20 protein-coding genes are annotated in these 21,182 nt (G+C 33.4%); 4 read left to right on the forward strand and 16 right to left on the reverse strand.

Going from position 1 to position 21,182, the window contains the following annotated elements:
- Nucleotides 1-224: 224 nt before the first annotated feature.
- From B5E48_RS11345 to B5E48_RS11365, 6 genes are read right to left on the reverse strand one after another with little or no spacing between them, the layout of a single operon-like run.
- Nucleotides 225-590 (reverse strand): heavy-metal-associated domain-containing protein, encoded by a 366-nt coding sequence (locus B5E48_RS11345; protein WP_087305099.1) that lies wholly within the window; start codon nt 588-590, stop codon nt 225-227.
- Nucleotides 583-741, reverse strand: a complete 159-nt coding sequence (locus tag B5E48_RS13735; RefSeq protein WP_164483499.1) for a hypothetical protein — start codon at nt 739-741, stop codon at nt 583-585. The genes B5E48_RS11345 and B5E48_RS13735 overlap by 8 nt, the downstream gene beginning before the upstream one ends.
- A complete protein-coding gene (locus tag B5E48_RS11350; protein ID WP_087305100.1) occupies nt 742-936 on the reverse strand; it encodes a FeoB-associated Cys-rich membrane protein in 195 nt (64 codons plus the stop codon).
- Nucleotides 937-992: 56 nt separating this feature from the next.
- Nucleotides 993-3,173 (reverse strand): ferrous iron transport protein B, encoded by a 2,181-nt coding sequence (gene feoB, locus B5E48_RS11355; RefSeq protein WP_087305102.1) that lies wholly within the window; start codon nt 3,171-3,173, stop codon nt 993-995.
- Between the two features lie 15 nt (nt 3,174-3,188).
- Entirely contained in the window at nt 3,189-3,407 is a 219-nt protein-coding gene (locus tag B5E48_RS11360) for a FeoA family protein (protein WP_087244908.1), read from the reverse strand.
- Between the two features lie 35 nt (nt 3,408-3,442).
- On the reverse strand, nt 3,443-3,655 hold the full coding sequence (locus tag B5E48_RS11365) for a FeoA family protein (RefSeq protein WP_204209694.1): 213 nt from the start codon (nt 3,653-3,655) through the stop codon (nt 3,443-3,445).
- 492 nt (nt 3,656-4,147) lie between these two features.
- Here B5E48_RS11365 and B5E48_RS13975 point away from each other — a divergent pair, with 492 nt between their 5' ends.
- A complete protein-coding gene (locus tag B5E48_RS13975) occupies nt 4,148-4,279 on the forward strand; it encodes a hypothetical protein (RefSeq protein ID WP_255374760.1) in 132 nt (43 codons plus the stop codon).
- A gap of 2 nt (nt 4,280-4,281) precedes the next feature.
- Nucleotides 4,282-4,983: a DUF1835 domain-containing protein gene (locus tag B5E48_RS11370; protein ID WP_158097294.1), complete on the forward strand. Its 702-nt coding sequence runs from the start codon at nt 4,282-4,284 to the stop codon at nt 4,981-4,983.
- Nucleotides 4,984-5,030: 47 nt separating this feature from the next.
- On the opposite strand, the gene B5E48_RS11375 is transcribed toward B5E48_RS11370, so the two are convergent.
- The 7 genes from B5E48_RS11375 to B5E48_RS11405 form a co-directional block, all read right to left on the reverse strand.
- Nucleotides 5,031-6,773: an ABC transporter ATP-binding protein gene (locus tag B5E48_RS11375; protein WP_087305106.1), complete on the reverse strand. Its 1,743-nt coding sequence runs from the start codon at nt 6,771-6,773 to the stop codon at nt 5,031-5,033.
- On the reverse strand, nt 6,774-8,576 hold the full coding sequence (locus B5E48_RS11380) for an ABC transporter ATP-binding protein (protein ID WP_087244879.1): 1,803 nt from the start codon (nt 8,574-8,576) through the stop codon (nt 6,774-6,776).
- 81 nt (nt 8,577-8,657) lie between these two features.
- Complete coding sequence (locus B5E48_RS11385; RefSeq protein ID WP_087244880.1) at nt 8,658-9,278, reverse strand: TetR/AcrR family transcriptional regulator; 621 nt, start codon at nt 9,276-9,278, stop codon at nt 8,658-8,660.
- A 189-nt stretch (nt 9,279-9,467) separates the two neighbouring features.
- Entirely contained in the window at nt 9,468-10,430 is a 963-nt protein-coding gene (locus B5E48_RS11390; protein ID WP_087305109.1) for a putative periplasmic lipoprotein, read from the reverse strand.
- Between the two features lie 103 nt (nt 10,431-10,533).
- Entirely contained in the window at nt 10,534-11,685 is a 1,152-nt protein-coding gene (locus tag B5E48_RS11395) for a phosphoglycerate dehydrogenase (RefSeq protein ID WP_087305111.1), read from the reverse strand.
- A 5-nt stretch (nt 11,686-11,690) separates the two neighbouring features.
- Nucleotides 11,691-12,776, reverse strand: a complete 1,086-nt coding sequence (gene serC / locus B5E48_RS11400) for a 3-phosphoserine/phosphohydroxythreonine transaminase (RefSeq protein ID WP_087244883.1) — start codon at nt 12,774-12,776, stop codon at nt 11,691-11,693.
- Between the two features lie 183 nt (nt 12,777-12,959).
- Nucleotides 12,960-13,751 carry a PHP domain-containing protein gene (locus B5E48_RS11405; RefSeq protein ID WP_087305113.1) on the reverse strand — a complete coding sequence of 264 codons (792 nt, stop codon included), beginning with the start codon at nt 13,749-13,751 and terminating at the stop codon, nt 12,960-12,962.
- A 108-nt stretch (nt 13,752-13,859) separates the two neighbouring features.
- On the opposite strand from B5E48_RS11405, the gene B5E48_RS11410 reads away from it, so the two are divergent.
- Together B5E48_RS11410 and B5E48_RS11415 are read left to right on the forward strand one after the other, a co-directional pair.
- Nucleotides 13,860-15,527 (forward strand): glycoside hydrolase family 13 protein, encoded by a 1,668-nt coding sequence (locus tag B5E48_RS11410; RefSeq protein WP_087305115.1) that lies wholly within the window; start codon nt 13,860-13,862, stop codon nt 15,525-15,527.
- 103 nt (nt 15,528-15,630) lie between these two features.
- Nucleotides 15,631-17,004: a leucyl aminopeptidase family protein gene (locus B5E48_RS11415; protein ID WP_087305117.1), complete on the forward strand. Its 1,374-nt coding sequence runs from the start codon at nt 15,631-15,633 to the stop codon at nt 17,002-17,004.
- A 40-nt stretch (nt 17,005-17,044) separates the two neighbouring features.
- On the opposite strand, the gene B5E48_RS11420 is transcribed toward B5E48_RS11415, so the two are convergent.
- From B5E48_RS11420 to B5E48_RS11430, 3 genes are read right to left on the reverse strand one after another with little or no spacing between them, the layout of a single operon-like run.
- Nucleotides 17,045-18,904, reverse strand: coding sequence for an ABC transporter ATP-binding protein (locus B5E48_RS11420; RefSeq protein ID WP_087305119.1), 1,860 nt, complete (start codon nt 18,902-18,904; stop codon nt 17,045-17,047).
- Nucleotides 18,904-20,628 (reverse strand): ABC transporter ATP-binding protein, encoded by a 1,725-nt coding sequence (locus tag B5E48_RS11425; RefSeq protein WP_087305121.1) that lies wholly within the window; start codon nt 20,626-20,628, stop codon nt 18,904-18,906. Before B5E48_RS11425 ends, B5E48_RS11420 begins: the two co-directional genes overlap by 1 nt.
- A gap of 11 nt (nt 20,629-20,639) precedes the next feature.
- Nucleotides 20,640-21,068 carry a MarR family winged helix-turn-helix transcriptional regulator gene (locus B5E48_RS11430; RefSeq protein ID WP_087244889.1) on the reverse strand — a complete coding sequence of 143 codons (429 nt, stop codon included), beginning with the start codon at nt 21,066-21,068 and terminating at the stop codon, nt 20,640-20,642.
- Nucleotides 21,069-21,182 lie beyond the last annotated feature (114 nt).

Below are 21,182 nucleotides of genomic sequence, written 5' to 3' on the forward strand. Positions count from 1 at the left end.
CAATATCTGAAGGTGATTTTTATAATACAAAAAATCACTTTGCAATTTGAAATTCAACTCCCACAAGAAGAGTTGAATTTAAATATACAAAGTGGAATTTAGTTTTTCATTTCACCAAATTCATTGTTTTCCTTGTTGATTCAGCTATCAAAACATATTAAAAAAGATGTTATAAAACATATCATCTATAACATCTCTTGATTATGATCCTCTTCAATACTTTTCTATGAACAACTTATTGATTGAATATGATAACCAGCACTTTTTACAGCCTGATATAGCTCATTATCATTGATTTCTCGATCATAGAAAATCGTCGCTGTCTGTGATTGAAGATCAACCTTTGCACTAACTCCATCAATCTTATTTATAGCATCCATGACCTGTTTGGCACAGTGATCACAATGCATTCCTTCAATTTTTAATAATTTCTTCCCAATAACAGGTGAAGTCAATTTCTTTTCTTGCATATCTAAACTTTCATGATTTCCACCACAACATGCTCCTTCACCTTTAAAATGTTTTATACTTCCTTTTAATGCAAATCCTAATAAGACAATCACAATAATGATAATAATGGCATCAACCATGACGATCCCTTCTTTCCTGGAACTTTAAATCACGACGCTTATGAAACCACTTCTTTATTCGTTGAAATCCTAGAAAGGCTAACATTCCTATAATATAAACACCAATCACAATGATGAACATATAAAACATTGAACCTGTTGAATTACCCATCTATAATTTCCTTTCTTTTTTCATTTTATCAGCAAAATATGTTTCTTTTAAATGACTCAAATCTCCACACCCACTACATCCATCACATATTCCATGACAACCATTTTGTGCCCCATTTTTCTTTTGACGATGTCGCTGAAAAATGACAAATCCACAATATCCTATTATTAATATAAGTACAATCATATCTGCCATTTCTTTCAACTCCTTTGATATGTCAAAACTGGACACCAAGGTATCCAGTTATTTGATTATGAATTCACTTGAACTGATCTTCTTGAATAAACTTTTTGATTTTTATATGGATCAGGTCTAAACAATAAGAATAATATCACAGCTGCTAAGACAAATGCAATAGCAGTCCAGATTCCAAAGGCTCCTCCCATCAGGAATGTTCCAATCTGATAAATACATAAACATACAACATAAGCGAAGACATTTTGGAAAATGATGGCAAACCAGAACCATTTACGAGATTGCATCTGTTGAGCCATAGTTGCAATAGCCGCAAGACATGGTGAATCTAATAAGTTGAAAATCAAGAATGATAAAGCAGATAAAGTTGTAGGGAACCATGCTTGGACACCTTGAGCAACATTGACTGCATCTTCGACATCTCCAGCAACATTCGCCAATAATCCCATTGTTGAAACAATCGCTTCTTTCGCTGTAAATCCTGAAAGCGAAGCAGCCACGGCCTGCCAGTTTCCAAATCCAAGTGGTGCAAAGATTGGAGCAATCAATCCACCAATCATTGCTAATAAACTATCGCCACTCTCTACTAGTCCAAATTGTCCATCTACAAATCCATATGCACCTAAGAACCACATCACAACACAAGCTAAGAACAAGATTGTTCCAGCTTTAATAATAAATCCTTTTAATCTTTCCCATACATGTAATAAAACTGTTTTGGCAGATGGAATATGATATTGTGGTAATTCCATAACAAATGGTGCAGGTTTTCCAGAGAATGGTTTTGTTTTCTTCAAAATAATAGCAGCAACCAATACGGCAACAATTCCCATAAAGTACATCATTGGCGCAACAAATGAACTTTCTGTATATCCAGCTGCTTCTCCTGCAATCACACCACCCATCAGTGCAATAACAGGAAGCTTCGCACCACATGGAATGAAAGTGGCTGTCATGATTGTTAAACGACGATCATTATCCTGTTCAATTGTTTTAGAAGCCATGATTCCTGGAATACCACATCCTGAAGAAATTAATAATGGAATAAAGCTCTTTCCAGATAATCCAAAATGTCTAAACACACGATCCATCACAAATGCAATACGAACCATGTATCCACAATCTTCTAAAATGGATAGGAATAAGAATAAAATAGCCATCTGTGGTACGAAACCAAGTACAGCTCCTAAACCACCAATAATTCCATCGACAACAAGTCCCTGAACAACTTCTCCAGTTCCAATACTTGTCAAGAAAGATCCAACAGCATCCTGAATCGCTACAACAAAGACATCATTTGTCCAATCTGTCACCCAAGTTCCTACAGTTGTAACAGATACATAATAAACAATAAACATCACAGCAATAAAGATAGGAATACCTAAAATACGATTTGTCACAATTTTATCAATTTTATCTGATACTGTTAATTTTTCTCCACCTTTTTTTACAGTTGTAGAAATAATTTTTTGAATAAATTGATAACGTTCATCAGTGACAATACTTTCCATATCATCATCATGTTTCTTTTCCAATGCTTCACGTTGTTGATCAATAAGAGTTTTATTCTGAATTTGATTTCCAATACTTTCAACAACTTTACTATCATTTTCCAGCAATTTAACAGCATACCATCTCTTTTTACCTTCACTTATAGAAACAGGAAGCAATTTTTCAACTTCTGCAATAGCTTTTTCCAATTCAGAAGAGAAGATATCTTTTGGTAAAGCCACTTCTTTTTTACGCGCAACTTTAATTGCTTCATCCATTAAATCATTTAACCCTGTCTGTTTTAAAGCAGATGTTTCAATAATTGGACAGTTTAATAACATTGAAAGACGTTTTGTATCAATCTTGATATTTCTTTTTTTCAATAAATCTGCCATATTTAAAGCAATCACAACCGGTACCCCAGTTTCAATCAATTGTGTTGTTAAATATAAGTTTCTTTCAATATTTGTAGCATCAACCAAATTAATAATAACATCTGGATTTTCATTTAAAATATAATCACGGCTGACCACTTCTTCTAATGTATATGGTGAAAGAGAATAAATACCAGGTAAGTCGGTAATAATGATATCTTCATCTTTTCTCTTCCCTTTTAATTTTCCTTCTTTTTTCTCTACTGTAACACCAGGCCAGTTTCCAACATATTGGTTCGCTCCAGTAAGAGCATTGAACATTGTTGTCTTTCCACAGTTAGGGTTACCAGCAAGAGCAATTTTCATATTCATAATCCAATACCCCCTCTATTTCACTTGGACACACTGCGCATCCATTTTTCTTACAGATAATTCATATCCTCTGACTGTAATTTCTACAGGATCACCTAATGGTGCAACTTTTCTAATATATAGACTCGTTCCTTTAGTGATTCCCATATCCATGATGCGTCGTTTATAAGCACTGTCCCCTTCTATTTTTGTAACAGTGACTGTACTTCCAACTTTCGCTTCACTTAAATTCATCATCATCTCTCCTCCCTTTTCAAACACCCTAAAAGCTATACCATGATATGACGTGCCATATCTTTGTTAATGGCAATTCTAGAATCTTTAATATTGACAATGACATTACCTTCAATGGCAGATAAAACAGTAATTTCACTTCCAGCAACGAAACCAAGATTTTCCAAAAAACGCCTTGTTTCTTCATTACCACCTATTCTGCGAATTGTATTCACTTCTCCAACACCAGCTAATGTTAATGGCATCATAATCATCCCTTCTTTATATTAGTGTATGCTAACTCTTTGTTAAAAATATAAGTTAGACTTTACTAACCACATCATTAGAATACTCTTATTTCCTATCATTGTCAATATTCAAAAGCAAAAAAGTAGCTATTTTCATGTATTCATGTATAATAATTTTTTTAGTTAACTTGATTTCAATTATCATTATATTCATTGAAAACCTCATTAAACATGCATTTTGTGATAAAATACTCTTATATGATCATTTTGTTATTCTTATTTCGACATTAAAATGTAATATATTACATCAGTATTTCATATCATTTATTAATATAATGTTCAACTATTTAGTATTCTAAATCACACACCCTCATCTTTTATAAACCCAAATATTCTATTTTATAAGTATTTAGAAGATTATAAAGCAAGAAAAAAATAGAGTTGAACATGACTAACTCATAATATATGATAATATTGTAAAAGCTTTTACACCATATTTAGGAGGAAAATTTTATGAGAACAAACAAATTTACAAAAGGGCATAAAATCAAGTGTACATTAGATTATACAGTGTCTTTAGTTAGTGGTCGTGTCCTTAATGGTGGACATATTACCAATACTGAACATGTCACAATTGTAAGATGATTATGTTAGAATTATGTTTTGATATCAATACATATCATATTTTGAAAATTCTTCAAGCTGAAAATGTTATTGATTCTTTTCATCGGATTATATATTTATATGATGATTTATCCATTGGTTCTTTGAATGTTAAAAATCTAGAAGAACGTATAACTTCATTACAAAAGTTAAAAGTCAATTATGATTTTCATAGGATGATTCAAAATTATAAAGACATATTATCACAACTCAAAAACCATCAGCAAATCAGAATATGGACTTCATCTTATGCCCATGAAAAAATAGGATTTTATATTATATGCTATATCTTATGTCAATTAAAACTTTATGATAAACAGATATATTTATGTCAATCTGCCAAACTTCATAACAACAAATATGCAACGATGTTTTTAACTGTACCTGATGATTTTGTAACCTTGATGAAAAAAGCTGAAATCATAGACCCAAGTCAATATATCAAATTTGCTGAAAAATTGATTCAAGAAAATGCACCCTTAAGATTAAAAATAAATAACCAAATTGTTTCGGTACAAATTGATTATTTTGATGATATGATTTTATCATACAAAAAACAGTGCCCAAATATATCTAATCAAGATTTATGCAGTCACATATTATTTGATTATCATAAACAAAATTTTGCATTGATGAGAGATGATATGATATTGAATAGAATAAAATATTTGAAAAACAATCACTAGTCAAAAAGTCCTCACATAGTCAAATCAACTATATGAGGACTTTTTTATTAATCAATTTGCCATTGAGCACTCTCATTTTGTAAATCAAGCATATGACGATAGAGTCCATTTTGCTTATATAATTGTTCTGGACTTCCTTCTTCTTTCACTTTTCCATCTTCTAAAACAATGATTTTATCAGCAGATTGAACAGTTCGCATACGATGTGCAATAACCAAGACAGTTTTTTTGGCTAATAGTCTTGATAAAGCTTCTTGAATCTTTGTTTCATTTTCAACATCAAGACTAGCAGTTGCCTCATCTAATAAAATGATAGGTGCATCTTTTAAAAGTGCTCTCGCAATTGAAATTCTTTGTCTTTCTCCTCCAGATAGTTTTGCACCATTTTCACCAATAAGGGTATCATAACCATTTGGTAGTTTTTGAACAAATTCATCACAATTTGCCGCTTTTGCAGCTTGATATACTTCTTCGTCCGTTGCGTTTCTTTTTCCCAGACGAATATTTTCTTTAATGCTGTCATCAAATAAAACAACGTCTTGAAATACCATGGAATAGTCACTCAATAAAATTTCAGGATCAACTTCATTTATGTCAACACCACCAACTGTTATCTTCCCCTTTTGAACATCAAATAGACGTGCAGCTAGTTTAGCACAGGTACTTTTACCAGAACCAGACGGTCCAACTAAAGCCGTCACTTCACCTTCCTTTGCTGTAAAACTAACATCTTTTAAAACATCTTGTAGATCATAGGCAAAGGAAACATGATGAAACTCAATGTTATGTCCTTTTGGTTCAAAGGTTTCTTTTCCTGATGCAACAGGTGTATCATAAATTTCCATCATACGATTTGCTGATACCTGTGATACAAACATCTCTGCAATTAATGCTAAACTTTGGTCAAATGGTGCATAAATTCTTGTAATAACCAACAAAAACATAAACAGTATCATGAAGTCAACTTGCCCTTGAACAATCAAATGTGCTCCAACCAAAATTGTCGTTGCTACACCTAAACGCATGATAACACTTGCAGCATTCACAAATATACCCGCCACAAGTTCTCCTTTTACCATTACCTTTTCATGCTCATCAATTTTTTGATATAGACCTCGAAGATAAGTCTTTTCTTGATTTGTAGCTCTAATTTCTCTAACATTTTCTAATGTTTCCTGGATTCCATCAGATACCTTAATTGCAGCTTGTTTAAGTTTTTCAGAGGCTTTTGAAGTCCATTTGCGTGAACCAAACAAAAGTCCAAATGCGACAGGTACACCCCAAAGACAGGCTATCGCTAAACGCCAATCATAAATAAATAGGAAAACAGCAATAATACCAGTTGAAATATAAGATCCATACAAATAACCTAAAACATGTGACCAGACATGTTCCATACGATTGACATCTCCCATGATTGTTTCTGTTAAATCAGCAATATCCTTTTTATTAAAATATCCTAAAGGTAATTGACGAAGTTTTTCAGCCAATGCAATTCTAGTAGCTTTTACTTCCCCATAAACAAGTCCATAAGTGGCTGTATACTGTTGAAGATGCGTTACAAATGATAAGAATACAAATGCAACTAATAAAATTAAAATTGTTATTGTATTTATTTCTGTTTGATTACCAATAAAAACTGCCATCAAATCTTTCATCAGTAAATACAATACACTGACACCACCCATAACAACAATATTTACTATAACTGTCCAAAATGTGCCTTTTTTAACATTCTGAACGCCTTTCTCTGTTAAGGCATATTTTCGCTTAAATTCTTTTCCAAACATCTACGCTGCCTCCTTTCCACTTGTGATTTTCCATTTCACTGCTTGATTATAATCAGTCCACATCTTATGATATAGACCATTTTTATCTAATAATTCTTTATGAGTACCTTCTTCAATTATATGTCCCTCTTCTAAAACAATAATTTTATCCGCATTGACAATAGTTGATAAACGATGAGCAATCATGATAACTGTTCGATCTTTGCATAAAACACTAAGAGCTTTTTGAATTAAAACTTCATTCTCAGGATCAGCAAATGCAGTAGCCTCATCCAATACCACGATTGGAGCATTCTTTAAAATGGCACGAGCTAAAGCGATACGTTGCTGTTCCCCTCCAGAGAGATAAGTACCTTCACTTCCAATGATCGTATGGACACCGTTCGGTAGTTTATCAATAATATCCTTACATCTTGCAGCCTTTAATGCATGCATAACATCATCATCTGAGGCGTTAGGATTAGCAATTTTAACATTTTCCAAAATTGATGTTTTAAAAAGCTTTGTATTTTGGAAAACAAAAGCAACCTGATCCATGAGAACATGCTGGTCAATTTCTTTAACATTAACATGACCTACCTCAACTACACCCTCGCTTACATCCCAGAATCGTGGAATCAAACTGGCAGCCGTTGTTTTACCACCTCCTGAGGGACCAACAAGTGCAACAGTTTGACCTGGTTCAACTCTAAAGGATATATGTGATAACGCAGGTGTCCTTGAGCCTTCATAGGTAAAACTGACATCTTTGAAAATCACGCTATTATCTTCTGGCATTTTTGGATGAATACACTTTTCAAGTGTTGGTGCTTTCATTACTAAATCAATACGGCTTAGTGCTGTACTTGCCAGCATAATGCCTGATGATGCAAACATAATCTTTGCCAATGCAGTCGAAATGATGGCAGAAAAAACAGCATAGAATACGAAATTTATGACAAGATTGCTGAAGTTCCCATCATGTAATGTACTTGGAACTAGAAAAATGACAAGCGGTACTAAAAAGATAAAGGCGCCTTCAGTAAATGTCAGGTTAATTGATTGAGGAACACGACAAACTTCTCCCTGATAATATTCAGCCTTATTGCTATATTCTTCAATTGCTTTTTTAAAAGTCTTAAATGAATAAACTGTCTGTTGAAAAATCTTAACAACCGGAACACCTCTGACATACTCTGTTCCTGCTTTTGTCATTCTATCCTGTGCAGCCTGATATTCTTCCATCAGTTTAGCATTTTTACCTCCCATCATGGAAAACATAGCAACGATGGATATAACCGCTGATAATAGACAAGCCGCTCCCATACGCCAATCAAATACAAACATTAAAATGACCATACCAGCAAATAACACGATTGTTCCAATGATATCCGCCAAATTGTGTGCCAAAAGCGTTTCCGTATCATTAGCAGCACTATCAAGTCTTCCTCTAATAAGTCCCGAAGCATTATTATCAAAATAACCAAGAGGTGCTTTCATGATATGATTCATCCCAATTTTTCGAATATTCTCCGCAGTTCTAAAAGCTGCCAAATGGGTACATAACAAACCAATAAAATAAAGCACAATCCCCAGCATAGCAAAGCCAAAGGCAATCCATCCATAGGTTTGGACATTTTGAACTTTGCTGAAATTTGGCATTGCTACAATCAAATCTCTCACAACAAGCCAAATACAAACATATGGCACAATACTACAAAACATCGAAATTGCTGACAAAGCAAGACCAACAAAAGTCAATGCTTTATAGTTTCCAGCATAAGCTAATAAAATTGATATTGTTCTCTTTTTCTTATCTTTCATCTTATCCCTCCTGCATCAACGCTCACTTTCGTTAGCATAAGCTAACTATAGAGGTAAAAAATTGCAGGTTGCTACATTCATTTATTTTTCTTCCATTAATGCTAACCAACCAGCAGTATAAAATGCTCGAAGTTGTCCTACATCACGCATAGCTTGATTTTTGGGAATATCATGAATAACAACTTCAAAGATTCCTCCAAACATGCCACTTGCAATAATATGACATAAAGTCCTGTCAAGTCTAGGTACCTTATGTCCCAATTCTCTAAGAACATCTATATATTTAAGCGTATATTCCACTTCAACCTCAACAATGTTATGAACAAAATTTTCATAACTTGTACCTTCTGCCTTTAATAATAAAAGTTTGAACGGTTCGCGATGATCACAGATATAATCAACCATCCAGTCTACACATGCGCTCGATTCGATTCCCATATGTGAAGGTTGTTCATCTTTTGGCAAATCAGCAAATTGGAGTTGTGCTTGCATGAAATGGGCCATCAAAGCCTGTGCATGAGGTTCGACAATCGAAGCGAACAAAGCCTCCTTACTAGAAAAATACCCGTAAAATGCCCCTGTTGTCACCCCGGCATGTTTAACAATTTGGCGTAAAGAAGCTCCTCTAAATCCTTTTTCCAAAAACTCATCAATAGCCGCCTGTTGAATTTTATTCAGTGTCAAATTTGATGTATCTTGCATTTCTACCTCCATATGTAACAGTGTTATATAACACTGTTATGATACACCTATATTCTTCTTTTTGTCAAGGAAAAATAAAAACACGCTCCTGTTCATCTCTTATTTGACAAACCAGAATTGACTAAAAATCTATTATTGATGTTCATGAAAAGACTTGAAAATTCTCCACTTTCAAGTCTATACGCTTCTTTAATTTTGGGACTGATAAATTTCAAATACATCTCCTTCTACAAATAATGTCATTGTCCCCTCTGTATCAGCCTGAGTTTTTAAAATAGGCATAGCCAAATAAAGCGTTCTTGTCTGTCCCGCTAATATACTGCCACTTTCTGAAATTGATTGATGATCCTCACTCTCTAAAATAATTTGAGAATGAATGATTTCATCATTCATTTGATATTCACAATAAATATACTCTGCAGGATCTATATCCAGGGATGATTGATTTTGAATTTCTAATGACAACACAACAAAAATCTGGTCTTCACGATCGGTAGGATGATAACTATAAAAGAATCCTTTTTGTGATGGCTCAATACGTTCACTTTCCTGGCAATCTAATATGGTGATTTGTGAATTGGAACAGTTTATCACATCACCAATAGACTTCACTTGATTATTTTCCTGTACTTCTTCTAAAGAAAAAGTATATTGATAATCTTTTTGGTTCATAACTTGAAGAGCTAGCTGTGCCTGTTGTCTCGTATTATTTTTGGCGACTTCACAATAAAGATGTATATAGCGTTCTTCTTGTGGTTTTAAAGTATCTGTGGTACTCATTTGTGTATAATGGATTGATTCTATAGCCAACTGAACATCATGTTTTTCATTATTTAATTCAATGTTTCCACTATATAAATCTGATAACTCATACTCATTTTCTGATAAATTATGAGTTCTCACAATAATATCAATAAATATATGTTGATTATCCGCTGGCTTTAAATATTGATATGTTCTATTTTTATTAGCAGGTGCAATCTCATCGGTCAATGACGTTTTTATCATTTCAAATTCCAACTGATTATCAATTGTGTAAACCTCTGTCATTTCCAGCTCTGTTTGTGTTGGTGTCACTTTTGTTTCCGTCGATTTTGGAGAAGAGCACCCTGATAGCATGAAAGCTACCAGCAAAATGATTATTTTCTTCATAAATATCAGTCCCCTTTGACAATATTTTACCATAAATGAATCTTTTAGCGAAAAAAATAATCTCTTCTATAAATAAAAGGCTAAGTCAAAATTTGATTTAGCCTTATTTAATCACTCTTACTCTAATAACATTTTCTAAAGTTTCTAATTCTTCTAACCCTGCAATATCTTGTGTATCAATCATTGTATAAGCATACTCACCCTTAGCTTTATTGACCATATTTTCAATATTGATATGTTTATTCGCAAGAATTGTCGCAAATTGAGCTAACATATTAGGAACATTTTTATGAATTAAACAAATACGATATTGTGTTGTGCGTGGTTCTTTCACTGAAGGAAGATTCACAGAATTTGTAATATTTCCATTTTCTAAATAATCCATCATTTCTCTAACAGCCATGATTGCACAATTATCTTCTGATTCAGGTGTAGACGCACCCAAATGAGGCATCACAATCACATCTTTTTGATCAATGATATCTTCTGTCGCAAAGTCTGTTATATATTTTTTGATTTTTCCCTGAGCAATTCCATCTAGAATATCCTGAGAGTTCACCAAATCTGCTCTAGCAAAGTTCAGAATACGAACTCCATCTTTCATTTTTTGAATACTTTCTTGATTGATCATTCCTTTTGTTTCTGGAGTACTTGGTGCATGCAATGTGATATAATCACATTCAGTGAAAATCGTATCAACATTTTGAGCATTTTTGACCCATTTACTCATACCCCATGCTGCATCTACTGAAATATATGGATCATATCCATAGACTTCCATACCTAACTTAATCGCTGCATTCGCCACACTCACACCAATAGCCCCTAGACCAATAATTCCTAATTTCTTACCATCAATCTCAGGACCAACAAATTGACTCTTCCCCTTTTCTACCAGTTTTCCAACATCTTCCTGTCCTTTTAAAGTTTTAACCCAGTCAATACCTTCAACAATCTGTCGTGAAGATAAAAACAAGGCACATAAAACCAACTCTTTAACAGCATTCGCATTTGCGCCTGGTGTATTAAAAACAACAACACCCTGTTCACTGCATTTTTCAATAGGAATATTATTGACACCTGCCCCTGCTCGTGCAATGGCTTTTAATGATTGCGGAAACTCATAATCATGTAACGTAGCAGAACGAACAAGAATTCCATCTTCATCCTTCTGATCTTCTCCAACAAGATAATCCTGATTAAATAACGCTGTCCCTACTGAAGAAATCTTATTCATTAATTTGATTTTATACATTTTCATCACCTATTTTCTTCTTCAAATTTTTTCATAAAGGCAACTAATGTTTCAACGCCTTCTTTTTCCATTGCATTATAAATAGAAGCTCGAATACCTCCTACAGAACGATGACCTTTTAAATTCGTCATCCCTGCTGCTACTGATTCCTTCACAAACTTTGCATCTAAATCCTTATTAGGACAAGTAAAAGTCACATTCATTAAAGAACGATTGTCAGGATCACTATGCGCAATATAAAAGTCTGACTGATCTAAATAATCATATATTAACTTTGCTTTTTCTTCATTTCTTTTTTTCATAGCTTCTAACCCACCTAAAGAATCAATCCATTTTAAGACTTCTCCTAATACATAGATTGAAAAAGTTGGTGGTGTGTTATACATAGAATCATTTTGAGCGATTGTATCATATTCCATCAGCACTGGAATTTTTTCCTGATGGTCTTTGATTAAATCTTCTCTGACAATCACAACTCCCAGTCCTGCAATCCCCATATTTTTCTGTGCTCCAGCATAAATCATGCCATAATCATTCACATTGATTGGCTGAGATAAAATATTAGAAGACATATCAGCCACAATAGGTATTCCATGTGTATCTGGAACATACTTCCATTCCGTACCATAAATGGTATTATTTGAACATAAATGCACATAAGAAGCATCTTCTCTTATATCTAATTCATCTTGAGTTGGAATATGTTTAAAGTTCTGTGCACTGCCATCATAAACAATATGCACATCACCAAATTTCTTTGCTTCCTGAGCAGCTTTCTTTGAAAAAGATCCTGTAATGATATAATCAGCTTTTCCATTTTTCATCAAATTCAGTGGAATCGTTGAAAATTGTTGTGTCGCCCCACCTTGAATAAATAATATCTGATAATCATCAGGAATATTCATTACCTTTTTTAACATAGCTTTTGTTTCATTAAAAATGTCAAGATAGGATGATGATCGATGACTCATTTCCATTACGCTCATCCCACTATCGTTATAGTTCAACATTTGAGAAGCGATTTTTTCTAATACAGATACAGGTAATGTTGATGGACCTGCTGAAAAGTTATAAACTCTTTTTGTTGTCATATCGACACCCTCCTTTTTAAAATATTGATGTCATTATATATGATTTATACAAATTTATCAAATGATTTTATAATTTTTCATAATTTGTAATTATTTTTATATAAATTGTATACAATTTCATCTATTTATCACCCATCCTTTAAACTATATTCATCTTTATAACAAAAAAGAACTAGCTTTTCACTAGTTCATCTGTAATGTTGCTTCACGAATATAATTGCCTACATCCTGTGGCTGATGAGCATCAGAAGCATAGATCAATTCTACTCCATTCTCTTTAAAAATCTGTAAAAGTTCCTGAGATAATCCCATATCTGGATGATGATAACGATAATAACATCCCACATTGTTTTCAGCTTTCATATGATGTGCTTTTAAAAGCTCTGCCATTTTTTGGTAAGTTGGCTTTAAATCATATGTAGGATAGATCTGAAAAAGTTTAATCGTATCTGGATGTGCCAGTTGGGTAAATAATTGTGATTCTATTAATTGAAAGACAAGTTCGTAATAACGTTTATAGATATCATTGGCATCATAGCGATTCCATAATAAATCTTTTGAAAAACTCATATCATATAAGATACCATCAATAGAATGAATAGCACCTACCAGAAAATCAAAAGAATATTGTCCTAATAATTCTTTTAAAAAGTTCTCATATTCTGGAACATAACAAACTTCTAATCCATATTTCACTTTAACAGGCAAGTCCATTTGTTGGATATCTTTCATTAAATCAATGAAATCACTTAAATGATCTTTAAATTTCATGTCTTTATTTGCTAACCATGTCTTTTGTACATCATATTGTTTGAGTCTTTCATAAATGGGTTCAAATTCAATAAAACGATGTGTATGATCTAAAATCTGAATTTCATCTAATCCTTTTTGATGTGCTGCTTCTACAAATTGTAAAACATATTCTTTTGTGAGTGGCCCATTTTCCAGATGCATATGTCCATCAATATACTTCATTATTTCATCAACTCCTTTGTTTTATTATATGAAGATATTTCTGAATTGTAAAATCATATTATTCATTATTTTTACTTTCATGATATAATCATTTTAGAGGTGATCAATATGCCACAATGGTGGAAAGAAGAAATTGTTTATCAAATTTATCCAAAAAGTTTTCAAGATAGTAATCATGATGGAATAGGTGATATTCAAGGAATCATTCAAAAACTTGATTATTTAAAAGATTTAGGTGTCACTATGCTTTGGATTTGTCCTATTTATTGTTCTCCTATGGATGATAATGGCTATGATATTGCTGATTATTATCAGATTCATCCTGATTTTGGAAGTATGAAAGATGTCGATGAACTGATTGTCAAAGCGAAAGAAAGAGATATCAAAATCATTATGGATCTTGTTATTAATCATACATCCGATGAACATGCCTGGTTTCAGGAAGCATTAAAAAATCCTGATAGTCCTTATCGACAATATTATATTTTTAAAGAAGGTCAAGATAACCAGCCTCCTACAAACTGGCGTTCTGTTTTTAGTGGTTCTGTTTGGGAAAAAGTCCCTCACGAAGATAATATGTATTATTTTCATTCTTTTTCTAAAAAGCAACCTGATTTAAACTGGGAAAATCCACAAATGAGAGAAGACATCTATCGCATGATTAACTGGTGGTTAGATAGAGGAATTGCAGGATTTAGAGTTGACGCTATTAACTTTATAAAAAAGGATCAATCCTGGCAAAATGGTCCTGTTGATGGCGCAGATGGACTCTCATCATGTTTTGAATTCACAAGAAATCAGCCCGGTATAGAAGTCTTTTTCAAAGAATTGAGAGAAAAAACATTTGATGTTCATCATTGTATGACAGTGGCGGAAGCTGTGGATGTCCCTTATGATCAGCTAGGCATTTTTATCGGTCAAGATGGATGCTTTTCAATGATGTTTGATTTTAATTATTCACATATTGATATTACTGAACATGAAGAATGGTTCCCACTTCAAAATTGGACAATGCAGGAATACAAAGAAAAGCTCTTTTTAAGTCAAAAGGAAATCTTTAAAATAGGATGGTGTGGAACTTTCCTGGAAAATCATGATATGCAAAGAAGTTTAAACAGACTCATTCGTAATCCTCAAGAACGTACGCCAAAAGCTGCAAAAGCTTTAGGTCAAATGTTTATGTTTTTAAAGGGGACTCCTTTCATTTATCAAGGCGAAGAAATTGGGAATATCAATAATCATAGATTATCTATCCATGATTTTGATGATTTAAACTCTCACGCCCAATATCAAAGAGCCTTACAGGAAGGTTATAGCGAAAAAGAAGCTTTAGATTTTGTCAATCGTCGCAGTCGAGATAATACCCGTTCTCCTATGAGCTGGAATTCACAGTTATATGCAGGTTTTAGTGATGTTCAACCTTGGCTTGCGAATAATGAATATTATCAAGATATTAACGTTGCTAAACAGGTGAATGATCCTGATTCTGTTTTATCTTATTATAAACAGATGATTGCTTTAAGACAGAATCCTTTGTATCATCAAACACTTGTATATGGTGATTTTATTCCATTAGAAAGCGAAGAATATGTGATTGCCTATATGCGTCAAGATGATCAACAGACAATCTTATGTATTCAAAACCTTCAAAACAAAGAAACTCATTTTCCTTTATCTTCAAAAGCTCAAGTTCTTTTATCCAATGATCAAGTCAATATTCAAAACCAACAATTAAAACTTTCTCCATATCAAGCAACAATTCTACTTATTGAATAGAGGCCTTATGAGATAGAACATTCTATCTCATAAGCCTTTTTCACAAAAATCCTCATTTCACTTGAAATAGTGATAAAATATATATCATAAGGAGGATTGTTTCATGAAACAGTTAAAACAACCAGACAATAAAATAATGATTTATCCGATCTATCATCATCAAAGTGTCTTGAATGATATATGTGATACCTTAGGATATGATATCAACACAATCATTAATAAAGACTTCAATCATTCAACAAAAGTCTATACACTTGGAAAATATGATTTCCCTTATATTCTTTTTGTGGGACTTGGTGATGTCAGTGAACTGACGACTGCCAGACTTAGAAAGTTAGTTTTGAATATTTCAAAAAATATTAACGAGACTGTTCAGCTGATGACTGATCATCTTGATGAAGGTATTGACAAGCATGCCTTTGTCAGAATATGGGTAGAATCACATATCATTGCCCAGTATCAGGAATGCAAGATTGGACACGATGTGAAAATGATAACTGATTTGGATATTGTATCATCAGGATATGTTGAAAAGGATATTGAAACAGGAAGAATCTATGGAGAAGGCATCAATTATGCCAGAAGACTTGCCGATACACCATCGAATCTGATGACACCAGAAGACATGGTCAAAGAAGCTGTCGAACTGGCTAAGGCGTATAACATTGAATATACAATACTCAACAAGAGTGCCTTGGAGGAAATGAAAGCAGGAGGCATTCTGTCCGTCAATCAGGGAAGTCATATACCAGCCTACATGATTGTATTGAAGTATACGCATAATGGAAATGCACCACATAAAGCCGTGATAGGAAAAGGAATTACATTTGATTCAGGAGGATACAACCTGAAATCAAACAGCTATGGCATGAAGTATGACATGTGTGGAGGTGCAGATGTTTTAGGAATCATGAAGATTCTTGCTGGTATCCAAGCCAAGACAAATGTTTATGGAATCATCCCAGTGACAGAGAATCTGGTGAATGGAAAAGCCTATAAACCTCAGGATGTCATCACAACACTATCAGGAAAGACAGTCGAGGTCGTAAGCACAGATGCTGAAGGACGACTAATCTTATGTGATGCCATTACATATGCACAAAGACTAGGAGCTAGTCATCTTATTGATTTAGGAACTTTGACTGGCCCAGCCTTGGGAGATGTTTATACTGCTGTTTTCGCTAATGATGATGTCTATTATCAAGAATTTGAACAAGCTATGAAAGCAGCTGATGAAAAAGGATGGCGATTACCAATGGACGAAGAATACCTTGAAAAACTCCAATCCAACAGCGCTGATTTCAAGAATGGTCCTATGACTTTTGGTGGAGAAGCCAGCGGGGCAGCCTGCTTGTTGAATGAATTCGTGGAAGATGGAAACAAATGGATTCACTTAGATATTGCAGCTACTGCTAAAACGCCTGATGGCGCAACTGGTGCTATGATTCGAAGTATTGTTGAATTATTAAAACCATAAAGATGATGAAAAACCAATGAGGCTTATGGTCTCATTGGTTTTATTCTAACTCAAATTGTCCTGTATATAATTGATAATAACGTCCTTTTTGTGCAATCAATTCATCATGACTACCACGTTCAATAATTTGGCCATGATCTAACACCATAATCGCATCTGAATTTCTGACTGTCGATAATCTATGGGCAATCACAAAAACTGTTCGATTTTCCATTAAACGATCCATACCTTTTTCAATCAACTTTTCTGTACGTGTATCAATTGAACTTGTTGCTTCATCCAATATCAAAACAGGTGGATTGGCAATGGCAGCTCTGGCAATAGCTAGTAACTGACGCTGTCCTTGTGAGAGATTAGCCCCATCCCCACTCAACATAGTTTCATAACCATTTGGTAAACGTTTGATAAAACTATGAGCATTAGCCAATTTTGCTGCTTCTATCACTTCATCCATTGTCGCATCCAGTTTTCCATAACGAATATTATCAGCAATTGTTCCCGTGAATAAATGCGTATCCTGTAAAACAATAGAAATCGAATGTCTTAAATCATCTTTTTTAATTAATTTGACATCAATGCCATCATAAGTAATACTACCGCTATGAATATCATAGAAACGATTAATCAGATTTGTTATCGTTGTTTTTCCTGCACCTGTACTTCCAACAAATGCAATTTTCTGACCAGGTTTCGCAAATAAATTGATATTTTTTAAAATAGGAACATTGTCTTCATAACCAAAGACAACATCATGGAAGCGAACGTCTCCTTTTAACTCGACAAGTTCAACACTTCCATCATCACGAGGATGACGCCATGCCCAATATCCTGTATGTTCCTGACATTCACTTAAATGACCATCTTTATGTTTACGCACTCTTGTTAATGTAACTTGACCATCATCAATTTCTGGTTTTTCTGACATCATATCAAATATTCTTTCAGCCCCTGCCATAGCTGCTAAAATGAAATTCAATTGTTGTGTAAATTGATTGACTGGTTGCGCAGTCTGTCTGACAAAAACCAGATATGAAGATAAACTTCCTAAATCCATAATACCACCGATTGTTAAAAATCCTCCTACACAGGCAACAATAGCATAATTCAAATATGAAATACTCACAACAGAAGGAATAGTACGTCCTGAATAGGTCAAAGCATTCGTTGCTGCCTGTTGTAAGATTTCATTACGACGATTAAATTCCTCAATATTATCTTGTTCATGATTAAAAACTTTCACGACTTTGACACCATCAACCATCTCTTCAATAAAACCATTTAAATCTCCTAAAGCAGCCTGTTGCTTAGAAAAATAATATTTACTGCGTTTTGTCAGATACTGAATCAAAAAATACATAATCAACATACAAGCAAAAACAATCAAAGATAATTGCCAGCTTAATACAAAGATCAGCACTAAGGTTCCAACAATCATAATAAAACTTTGAATCAAATTATCAAAACAGTTATTCAATGCATCCTGAACAGTATCCAAATCATTAGTAAAATGACTCATTATTTCACCATGAGTATGACTATCAAAATAGCGAATTGGTAACTTCTGTGTCTTTTCAAATAAATCCTGTCGCATCTCTTTGACAATCTTTTGAGAAGTATGCACCATCAATTGTTTATATATGGCTGTCGCAGTAGCACCTATCATATAGACAACAATCATAAATATAATAAACGAAACTAATCCCTGATAATCCCCAGGCAATAGATAACGATTAATAATCGTACGAATTTGGAAAGTTCCCCAAAGATTAATCCCTGTACTTAAAACAACCAATACAGCAACACATGATAAAGCATATTTATGATACCCTATATACTTTTTAAAGGAGCTTAATGTTTTCATCATATCTTGAGGCTTTGCATTCGTTATTTGTCTTGCCATTATAAACCAGCTCCTTCCAATTGAGAATAATAAATATCCTGATAAATGTGATCATGTGCCAACAACTCATCATGTGTCCCCACAGCATGAATATGTCCATCTTCTAAAATGACAATCTGATCTGCATGCTGAACACTTGATACTCTTTGAGCTATAATAATTTTTGTTGTATCTTTTAAAGATGCCAATCCTTCTCGAATACTTGCTTCAGTGGCAGTATCAACGGCACTCGTTGAATCATCGAGAATTAATACCTTTGGTCTTTTCAATAACGCTCTGGCAATACATAATCTTTGTTTCTGTCCCCCAGAAACATTGACACCACCTTGTCCCATATCCGTTTCATAACCATCAGGGAATTGATTGATAAATTCATCAACACAGGCAATATGACATGCCCATTGTATATCTTCATCAGTGGCTTCTTTATTCCCCCAAAGTAGATTTTCTCTAATTGTACCACTGAATAATGTATTCTTCTGTAAAACCATTCCTACACTATCTCTTAAATGTTCTACAGAATAATCTTTCACATTATGACCATCTACCAATACTTTACCTTCACTGACATCATAAAGTCTAGGGATCAGTTGAACAAGACTCGTTTTCGCTGCTCCTGTTCCTCCCAAAATACCAATTGTTGAACCACTAGGAATATGCAAATCAATATCAGTTAAAACATATTCTTTAGCTATAGACTTATATTTAAAATAAACATGCTGAAAATCAATACAACCTTGTTCAACTGTTAAAGATGTATTTTGCGGATCATGAATATCAGGAACTTCATCTAAAACTTCAATAATACGTTCACAACTGGCAATAGAACGTGTCAACATTAAAAAAACATTTGAAATCATCATTAAGGCATTTAAAATCTGTAAAACATAACTTAAAAATCCAGTCAATTCTCCTACATGCATTGTTCCATTTAAAATCATTCGTCCACCAAAGAAAAGAATAGAAACAATTGTCAGATACATCACATATTGAAATAATGGCATATTCCAAACTGAAGTTCGAAATGCTTTTTCACTGTTTTCCTTTAATCCTTCATTCATTTTTTCAAACTTCTCAGATTCATATCCTTCTCTTACATAAGATTTGACAACACGCATAGCATTTAAATTCTCTTGAACGACGGTATTGATATTATCAACACTAGATTGCATCAGTTTATATAATGGTCCTACCTTTTTCACAATGACAAATAAACCAATACCTAAAATAGGTGTCGCAACTAAGAATATCAACGCTAGCCTGGCATTGATCGTGAATGTAAAAAACAATGCCAACAAAAGCATAAAAGGTGCTCTGACCAATGGTCTAATTCCATTACATATCGCATTTTGAATGATAATAACATCACTTGTTAAACGGGTGATTAAAGATGATGTTGAAAAATGATCAGTATTCGCAAATGAAAAATTCTGAACTTTTTCAAATTCATCTTTTCTAATTTCTGCCCCAAATCCTTGTCCGGCAATTGCTGCAAAACGAGCATACAAAACACCTAAAATATAAGCAATGACTGCACAGATCATCATAAGAATACCTTGCATAACAATATAATTCGTATCCTTATTTGTAACCCCTACATCAATGATATTGGCCATCAACATAGGAATCACAAGTTCAAACACTGTTTCACTCATAATACAAACACATGCCAAAATAAAATATTTTCGATATTTTTTAGCATATGGCCATAAGCGTTTAATCATATTTTCCCCTCCTATAAAATCTCTTTTCCTGTTAAATTGGTATACATACGAGATAAATATTCTTGAAACTGTTGCTTCTCTTTTTCACTGAATCCTTTTAAAGAAATTTGTTCTATTTCTAAACAATGTTCGTCCCATTTTTCTAAAGCCTTTTCTCCTTCAACTGTTAAATTCAGTTGATAAGCACGTTTATTTTGAGGATTTATAGCTTTTGTAATCATGCCTTTTTCTTCTAAGTTATCAAGAATCTTACTTACTGTAGCACTTTCAATATCACATTCTTTTGCGATATCTTTTAATTTACAATCCTTATGATTTTGAATATATCGTAATACTTTCGGTTGACCGGGTGATAAACGAAAAGCATTCATATTCATTCGATTCTTTTGTCTTTGCGCATGAAAAGCTTTAAAAACTAACATATAAAAAGGTGTTTTCATGATTTTCCTCCTTTCATTAGCATACTAATTATTAGTACGCTAACAATTATAGTCTTATTCAATCTTTTTATCAAGAGAATTGTATGTTATTTCATTTGCTTGTTAAAAATACGA

This window comes from Massilimicrobiota sp. An105, assembly GCF_002161155.1.
Taxonomy (GTDB): Bacteria; Bacillota_I; Bacilli_A; order Erysipelotrichales; family Coprobacillaceae; genus Allocoprobacillus; species Allocoprobacillus merdigallinarum.

Bases quoted from the DNA above. Each gene is read 5' to 3' on its own strand.
- B5E48_RS11345 (WP_087305099.1), bottom strand. From the start codon at position 590: ATGGTTGATGCCATTATTATCATTATTGTGATTGTCTTATTAGGATTT.
- B5E48_RS13735 (WP_164483499.1), bottom strand. From the start codon at position 741: ATGGGTAATTCAACAGGTTCAATGTTTTATATGTTCATCATTGTGATT.
- B5E48_RS11350 (WP_087305100.1), bottom strand. From the start codon at position 936: ATGGCAGATATGATTGTACTTATATTAATAATAGGATATTGTGGATTT.
- feoB (WP_087305102.1), bottom strand. From the start codon at position 3,173: ATGAATATGAAAATTGCTCTTGCTGGTAACCCTAACTGTGGAAAGACA.
- B5E48_RS11360 (WP_087244908.1), bottom strand. From the start codon at position 3,407: ATGAATTTAAGTGAAGCGAAAGTTGGAAGTACAGTCACTGTTACAAAA.
- B5E48_RS11365 (WP_204209694.1), bottom strand. From the start codon at position 3,655: ATGATGCCATTAACATTAGCTGGTGTTGGAGAAGTGAATACAATTCGC.
- B5E48_RS13975 (WP_255374760.1), top strand. From the start codon at position 4,148: ATGAGAACAAACAAATTTACAAAAGGGCATAAAATCAAGTGTACATTA.
- B5E48_RS11370 (WP_158097294.1), top strand. From the start codon at position 4,282: ATGTTAGAATTATGTTTTGATATCAATACATATCATATTTTGAAAATT.
- B5E48_RS11375 (WP_087305106.1), bottom strand. From the start codon at position 6,773: ATGTTTGGAAAAGAATTTAAGCGAAAATATGCCTTAACAGAGAAAGGC.
- B5E48_RS11380 (WP_087244879.1), bottom strand. From the start codon at position 8,576: ATGAAAGATAAGAAAAAGAGAACAATATCAATTTTATTAGCTTATGCT.
- B5E48_RS11385 (WP_087244880.1), bottom strand. From the start codon at position 9,278: ATGCAAGATACATCAAATTTGACACTGAATAAAATTCAACAGGCGGCT.
- B5E48_RS11390 (WP_087305109.1), bottom strand. From the start codon at position 10,430: ATGAAGAAAATAATCATTTTGCTGGTAGCTTTCATGCTATCAGGGTGC.
- B5E48_RS11395 (WP_087305111.1), bottom strand. From the start codon at position 11,685: ATGTATAAAATCAAATTAATGAATAAGATTTCTTCAGTAGGGACAGCG.
- serC (WP_087244883.1), bottom strand. From the start codon at position 12,776: ATGACAACAAAAAGAGTTTATAACTTTTCAGCAGGTCCATCAACATTA.
- B5E48_RS11405 (WP_087305113.1), bottom strand. From the start codon at position 13,751: ATGAAGTATATTGATGGACATATGCATCTGGAAAATGGGCCACTCACA.
- B5E48_RS11410 (WP_087305115.1), top strand. From the start codon at position 13,860: ATGCCACAATGGTGGAAAGAAGAAATTGTTTATCAAATTTATCCAAAA.
- B5E48_RS11415 (WP_087305117.1), top strand. From the start codon at position 15,631: ATGAAACAGTTAAAACAACCAGACAATAAAATAATGATTTATCCGATC.
- B5E48_RS11420 (WP_087305119.1), bottom strand. From the start codon at position 18,904: ATGGCAAGACAAATAACGAATGCAAAGCCTCAAGATATGATGAAAACA.
- B5E48_RS11425 (WP_087305121.1), bottom strand. From the start codon at position 20,628: ATGATTAAACGCTTATGGCCATATGCTAAAAAATATCGAAAATATTTT.
- B5E48_RS11430 (WP_087244889.1), bottom strand. From the start codon at position 21,068: ATGAAAACACCTTTTTATATGTTAGTTTTTAAAGCTTTTCATGCGCAA.